Source organism: Azospirillum sp. B506, from assembly GCF_000333595.1.
In the GTDB taxonomy this organism is placed as follows: domain Bacteria; phylum Pseudomonadota; class Alphaproteobacteria; order Azospirillales; family Azospirillaceae; genus Azospirillum.
This window is the reverse complement of sequence record NZ_BADK01000066.1, coordinates 1-6,214: the sequence shown is the minus strand read 5'-3', so window position 1 is coordinate 6,214 and position 6,214 is coordinate 1. Positions and strand designations below refer to the sequence as shown.

At 65.8% G+C, this 6,214-nt stretch carries 5 protein-coding genes and 1 pseudogene; 1 reads left to right on the top strand and 5 read right to left on the bottom strand.

Going from position 1 to position 6,214, the window contains the following annotated elements; translation table 11 throughout:
• Positions 1 to 687: pseudogene (locus I71_RS02140) on the bottom strand (hypothetical protein); the annotation flags it as partial.
• A gap of 168 nt (positions 688 to 855) precedes the next feature.
• Here I71_RS02140 and I71_RS02135 point away from each other — a divergent pair.
• Positions 856 to 1,074: a hypothetical protein gene (locus I71_RS02135; RefSeq protein WP_042689643.1), complete on the top strand. Its 219-nt coding sequence runs from the start codon at positions 856 to 858 to the stop codon at positions 1,072 to 1,074.
• Here the strand turns inward: I71_RS02135 and I71_RS02130 are convergent.
• The 4 genes from I71_RS02130 to I71_RS02115 form a co-directional block, all read right to left on the bottom strand.
• Positions 1,071 to 2,366, bottom strand: coding sequence for a pentapeptide repeat-containing protein (locus I71_RS02130; RefSeq protein ID WP_042689640.1), 1,296 nt, complete (start codon positions 2,364 to 2,366; stop codon positions 1,071 to 1,073). The genes I71_RS02135 and I71_RS02130 overlap by 4 nt on opposite strands.
• A gap of 61 nt (positions 2,367 to 2,427) precedes the next feature.
• Positions 2,428 to 4,671, bottom strand: coding sequence for a hybrid sensor histidine kinase/response regulator (locus I71_RS02125; protein ID WP_244433578.1), 2,244 nt, complete (start codon positions 4,669 to 4,671; stop codon positions 2,428 to 2,430).
• Between the two features lie 674 nt (positions 4,672 to 5,345).
• Positions 5,346 to 5,690, bottom strand: a complete 345-nt coding sequence (locus I71_RS02120) for a hypothetical protein (RefSeq protein ID WP_042689632.1) — start codon at positions 5,688 to 5,690, stop codon at positions 5,346 to 5,348.
• Positions 5,691 to 5,709: 19 nt separating this feature from the next.
• The gene (locus I71_RS02115) at positions 5,710 to 6,111 is read right to left on the bottom strand and encodes a helix-turn-helix domain-containing protein (protein ID WP_042689629.1); all 402 of its coding nucleotides are present in this window, start codon (positions 6,109 to 6,111) and stop codon (positions 5,710 to 5,712) included.
• Positions 6,112 to 6,214 lie beyond the last annotated feature (103 nt).

The window sequence follows — 6,214 nt, the reverse complement described above, 5'->3', positions numbered from 1 at the left end:
CGCATAGACCCCTTCAAGGTCGGCCGTGACCTCCGCCACCATCGGCGGAATGAAGACGTTCTCCACCCGGCCCGGCAGGCCGTTGACGTTGATGATGGCGACATCCAGCCCGAACACATCCTGAAGCCGCGAGGCGAAATCGAAACAGTCGCGGGTCGGCTGATGCCCCTGGTTGGTGAACTGGTTGGTCACCACCGCGATGCGCCGGATCGGCCCGTCGCGCAAGGCCGCCCGTGCCGGCTTCAGGTCCCATCGACGCGCGATTTGGCGGACCATCGCCGTGTAGTAGCGGAACAGGTCGCAGGCGACGAAGGTCGCCATCTTCTCGCCGCTTGCCGCCCCCAGGAACAGTTGCCGCGAGATGCACCAGTGGGTGTAGTGCAACGCCGCCGGATCGGCGCTGTCGCCACCCAGGATCAGGTAATGGAGAATGCGTTCATAGTGGTAGAGATCGCCGGTCAGCAGGAACAGGACGGAACGCAGCCGGATCGTGTCGGTCGCCGGCGCGTCCCGTTCCAGCCGTTCCGCCAGATCCATCCTGCTGTCGAAATCGAAACTGCGCCGGATTTCATCGCAGAGCGCGCTGAACTGGTTGAGCTTGTCGGCGTTGATCTGCCTGTCGGTCAGATAGACCATCAGAGCGGCGGCAGCCGCGGTTACGCGGTCGGACGGAACCGTTTCCGGCATTTTGAGCCCTTTCCACTCCAGACAGCTTCCCCGTGTGTACCGCCGCCGGCATGGACCGCGCAAGCGGCCGCTGCCGGCAAACCAATTGTGCGACGCAGCGTAAGCCATTGCGCAATGTGGCGGATTGCGACACACTGACGATAACCACACTTCATGGAGGGGTTTTCGATGGCTGGTTTCGACAGCGCCGCCGGTCCTGCCGGCGTGGTGACCGGACTGATCGAGAAGGCTGCGGCCGAATTGGATGCGATGTCCGACGCCGCCGGCGAGATCGCGCCCGAGGTGGGCGATCTCACCGGCGTGCTGGTGGAGGCGCAGCGCATTGCCGACCGCGCCGCCCTCGATCTGCGTCGTTTGCTCCGGAAGGCGGCGCAGACGACCGCTTAAACCTTCAGTCCGGCGACGCCGTCCAGGATCGCCCCTTCGGCCAGGGCGCGGCGTTCCAGCTTCGCGCCGAACAGCTTGGCGCCGGTCAGGTCGGTCCTGGCCAGATCGCAACCGCGCAGGTTGGCGAAGGACAGGTCGGCATTGCCGAGATTGACCGCCCGCAGGCAGGCGCCGCTGAGATCGGCATAGCGTAGCCTCGCCCCCGACAAGTCGGCCGGGCGGGACCGGTGCTCGTCGAACACCAGGGGGCGGAGGTTGACGTTGCGCAGGTTGGCGTTGTTCAGCTTCGCGTTCCTCAGGCTGATGCCGCGCAGGTCGCCATCCGCCAGCGTCGCCCCGCGCAGGTCGGCCCGGTCGAGCAGGGCGGCCTGCATCTGCACGCCGGACAGATCCAGGCCGTAGAGCGTCGCGTCGGCCGCGCGCAGCATGGTCAGGCACAGGTGGGCGAGCGACGGGGCGTGGCGCAGATCGAAACCGGACAGGTCCAGCATCTGGCCCTGCGCTCCGCTCGACCCGACCCAGACCATGTGATCTTCCAACAAATCCTGCAGCGACCGCCCCAGTTCGGCCACCACCCGGCCGACCGGCTTGTCGGTCAGCGCCTCCTCCACATCGGCATCGGTGAGGTCTGTCATCACCATGGTGGCGCCGGTCAGCACGGCGCCACGCAGGCAGGCACCGCGCAGGTCAGCGCCTGACAGATCCGCCCCCTCCAGGTTCGAGCCGGTGAAGTTGGCGCCGCGCATGGTCGCCCGCACCAGCTTGCAGCCGCGCATCACCGCATCGGAGAAGTCGGTGTGAACCGCCATGATGCCCGACATCCGGGCGTTGGTCAGGTTGGCCCCCGACAGGTCGGCGCCGTCGGCCTCGGCCGGGGTGGACTCGACCTGCACCATATGGAGATGGCCGGAGCGGTCGGTTTCAGCCAGCGAGCCATCGCGCAGATCGGCCTCGAACAGGTTGGCGCCGACGAGGATCGCCCCGCGCAGGCAGGCGCCGCGCAGATCGGCCTTGATCAGGCTGGCCCCGTCGAAATTGGCCTGCCGCAGGTCGGCGACGAAAAAGGAGGCACAGTCGAGGCGTGCGCCGCCCAGGTTCGCCCCGCGCAGGCTGGCACCGACAAAATCGGCATGGGCCAGATCGCGCCCGGCGAGGTCCAGCCCCGACAGATCGCAGAAGGACAGATTGGCGCGCGCACCGCCGACCCGGGCATTGCGGAACATCTCATGCTTGCGCACCGCCTGGTCGAGCTGCGCCTGATCGAGACGCTTGAGCGTGCGATTCTGCACCATGTTCCCATGAACTCCGTATCCGTCGCCAGTCTGCAGCGCGCCGGCTTCAGAAAGGGTTAATTCATGCCGCCGACTCACTCGCCAGAGCCTGTTCGCCGCCGTCCGCCGGACGGCATCCCGGCCATTCGGACAGGATGGAGGCGATGGAGTCGCGCAGTTCCTCCGGCGATACCGGCTTGTGCAGCAGCCGGCAACCGGTGGCCACCGCCTCTCGGATGCGTTCCGGCGCCGTGTCGCCGGTCAGGATCAGCCCCGGCACCGGACGGCCCAGCCGATCGCACACCGCTGCCACCGTCTGCACGCCGGTCAGCCGGCCCGGCAGGCGGAAGTCGCTGACGATCAGATCGGGATTTGGCATGAAGGAATGGGCAATGGAGGAGGGAGGGATGCCGGACAGCGGAGCTTCCTGTGACGCCGCCGATCCCCTGGTCTCGCGAAACAGTGACAGCGCGCTTTCCCCCTCGGCGGCCACGATCACGCGATAGTCCCAGCTTTCCAGCAGCAGCCGCACGGCGTCACGCTGGACTGGGTCGTCCTCCACCACCAGGATCAGCCGGTCACCGGTCGCCACCGGGGCGGTCTCTTGCACGGGCACGGGGGACGGCGGCCGCTCGCTCCCAACCACCGGCACGCTGATCGCGAAGACGGACCCGTGCCCCTGGAGCGACCGCACCTCCACCGCATGCCCCAGCAGCGCCGCCTTGCGCCGCACCTTGGCGAGGCCGAGGCCGAGGCCCTGGCGGCGGTCACGCTCCGGATTGCCGAGCTGGACGAAGTCCTCGAAGATGTTGTCGAGCTGTTCGGCTGGAATGCCGGCGCCGGTATCCCACACCTCGATGCGCAGCCAGCGGCCCTGGCGCTGCCCGTGATGGCGGCAGCCGATGGTGACACGGCCCCGGTCGGTGAAGCGGATGGCGTTGCGCACCAGATCGCCCAGCATGCGGCTCAGCAACATGCGATCGGATCGGATCACCATGCGCGTCGGCATCACCCGCAGGACCAGCCCTTTTTCCAGTGCCATCCCGCGGAATTCGGCCAGCAGATCCTCGAACACAACGGAAAGCGGTACATCGGCGAGCTGCGGCCGGACCACACCGGCATCCAGCGTCGCCACCTCCAGCAGGGCGTGCAGCAGCTTTTCGCCGGCATCCAGAGCTTCGCCCATCTTCTCGGCGATCGCATGGTCGCGCGTGCCGGCAAGCCGTTCCATCAGAATGTGATGGAAAAGCCGCAAGGCCTGGAAAGGTTGGCGCAAATCATGGTTGGCCGCCGACAGGAACCTGCCCTTCGCCTGATTGGCCCGTTCCTTTTCCTCCAATGCGCGGCTGAGCTTCACATTGAGCGCGCTGAGGGCGGCGGTGCGCTCATCCACCCGCTGCTCCAACTGGACGTTGGCCTGTTCGAGCCGCGCGTTGGCGTCTGTCAGGGCCTCTCGCGCCAGCGCCTCGCGCCGCAGGCTCGCGGCCCCCAGCAGCGACAGGCCGGCAAGGGCGGCAACGCCGGCGATCACGACGACGAGGCCGCGTTCCATCCGGACATACCAGGGAGCGAGCACGGTCGTGCGCGGTATTGTCACCGCCGACAGAATTGGCAGGGCGTCCATCCGCTTCGTCGCAAGGATCGATGCCCTGCCATCGACCATTCGGTTGGCATCGACCCGGATGGCCGATGGCTCCAGCCGCGGCAGCGGGCCGAGCGACATGGCGCCGTGTCCGGCAAGATGGACGCCATCGGGACGATACAGGCCGATGGAGCGGGCGGCGCCGTCGTCGAATGCCTTCAAAACCGGAGCCAGGGCCGCCACCGGCACCGCCACCAGGACAGCACCGTCGAAAACGCCGGCTGTGCTGTGAATGCGGCGGGCAAGAAGAATGGCAGGCTGTCCCGCCATATGCCCGAAGGCCGGCAGGATCCGGCGCTCCTCCTCGGGCGGCAAGGGGCGGACCAGAAGAGACAGCCCATCGCTGGTTTCCGGCTCCGCGAAGGCGACAGGGGGGCCATATTGCACCGTTCCATCGACGCCGAGCAGACTGACATTACCGTTGCGCTCCACGGCCATTGCTTCCGGCAGGGTGCGCTCCGCCCAGGATTTCAGACCGCGCCCGTCCATCCGGCCGGCGAGCTGATCCAGGAGGGCGATGCTTGCCTCCAGCACGCCATGCGCGTGGCTGTCGAACAGACTGGCGGCCTGCCGGGCATCCTCCCCGGCGCGTTCAAGCGTGTCGCGGTAGTCGAGCGCCGTGACGGCAGCCCAGGAAGCCGTCCCCAGCAGCGCCAGCAGGGCGCACAGGACCGCGACCAGCATTCGCGGGGATGCGGCGATCCGGTGGATGGCCGCGGCAACGGGCAGTAATGACGGAGACTTCTGCGGCGATGACATCGGCCCGCTCACGCGAGCCTTGGACAGACCTGTGGCGGCTGGACCTGCGGCAGCTGGCCCCGTTGCGCATCAACCCGCGGCAGTCGATGCCGAAGCTCCTTCCAAAGCGGCGGCAGCAGGCGGGTGGCGATCATCGGCGTGGAATCCTTGGTGGTGACGGAGAAGCACAGACGACGACCTGTCCGGAGGGACGCATCCGATCCGCAAAGGTCGGTTTCCATTCCATCCGAATGTTCGACTGGCAAATCGACACACATTTCCCCGTTCGGCTGTGGGATTGGAACTATAGCTTAGCCCTCCCAGCGTCAGGAACATTAGCACGTCAAGAAATTTGGCGCGATCCACCTTGGCGACTATGACCATCATCATAATCACTTGCCCATTGGGTCAATGCGGTCTGCGCGAAGCATGAACGAACGCGCAAATATGATTCAGAGCGCCACCGAAAATTTCAGGCGCGATTGCGAGTGTCGGTGCCGTATGGCCTACGGTCATCATCCGCATGGACTGAGATGGCGGACATGACAATACGCCGCACGCGCAAAACGCGCCGCGGCAGTTCATCGGTCGAGGCGGTCCGATCGGTGATAAAAACCAAGTCAATGATTGGGTGCGGTCGTCTGCGTCTCACCGCGCACGATCAGGATCAGGCCATCGTCTGCCGCCTCGATCTCCTTGGCGGCATCGCGCGGAATCGGCACCTTCTGGCGTCGGCAGAACAGCAGAAGCAGCGCCAGCGTCTTGCTGGGCGTGAACAGGACCTCCCGCGATCTGGAGGCGCCGCTCTGCTGGATTTGCACCGACAGGCCGCCGTCGGACGTCGTCGTCACCCCGGTGACGACTCCCAACGGCAAATCCACCTGATTGGGAGCCTTCTGGTACCAGGCAATCGCTTTTTTCAGGGCGGAATTGGTAAAGAACAGCTCACGGGTCTCGACGATCATTCCATCCCTGACCAAACACTCAGGCCCGGCCGCCCTCCAGTCCCGGATTGAGCCGGAACGTGATCGCACGCCCCAGTTTGGATTCCCGCAGAAGAATCTGCTTGGTTTCCAGCAGCTTGATGGCCCGGTTCACATTGGGCCGCTGCATGCCCAGCGCATCAGCCAGTTCCGACTGGAGCACTGGAACGGAGCGATCGAAGTGGAGCCGCCGGCTCAGATAGGTGAACACACGAAGCGCCTCCAGAGTGATCTCGCGGTCGGTCGAAACGGCTCTGGAGATGACGTCATGATGATGCAGCATCGTGGCCTCAGTACGCAAGGTTGTCAGGTTGCCTGGGCGATAATCGGAATGGTTCGGCGGTGCGTTCCGCAGGCCCGCGGCGCCGGATGAAGTCTGCGATCCCGTATTCGGTTCCGTCATCGTCCCTTCCCATCCGCTATGGCCGGAGTGCCCGGCGTTTTCAGATGAGAAGAGCGTACCGCAGGATTATTGTTCGAGTATGTCGCCACGATTCGCGGTGACA

What these genes read in the sequence shown, in the direction of transcription:
- I71_RS02135 (WP_042689643.1), top strand. Translation starts at nt 856, where the DNA reads ATGGCTGGTTTCGACAGCGCCGCCGGTCCTGCCGGCGTGGTGACCGGA.
- I71_RS02120 (WP_042689632.1), bottom strand. Translation starts at nt 5,690, where the DNA reads ATGATCGTCGAGACCCGTGAGCTGTTCTTTACCAATTCCGCCCTGAAA.
- I71_RS02115 (WP_042689629.1), bottom strand. Translation starts at nt 6,111, where the DNA reads ATGACGGAACCGAATACGGGATCGCAGACTTCATCCGGCGCCGCGGGC.
- I71_RS02125 (WP_244433578.1), bottom strand. Translation starts at nt 4,671, where the DNA reads ATGCTGGTCGCGGTCCTGTGCGCCCTGCTGGCGCTGCTGGGGACGGCT.
- I71_RS02130 (WP_042689640.1), bottom strand. Translation starts at nt 2,366, where the DNA reads ATGGTGCAGAATCGCACGCTCAAGCGTCTCGATCAGGCGCAGCTCGAC.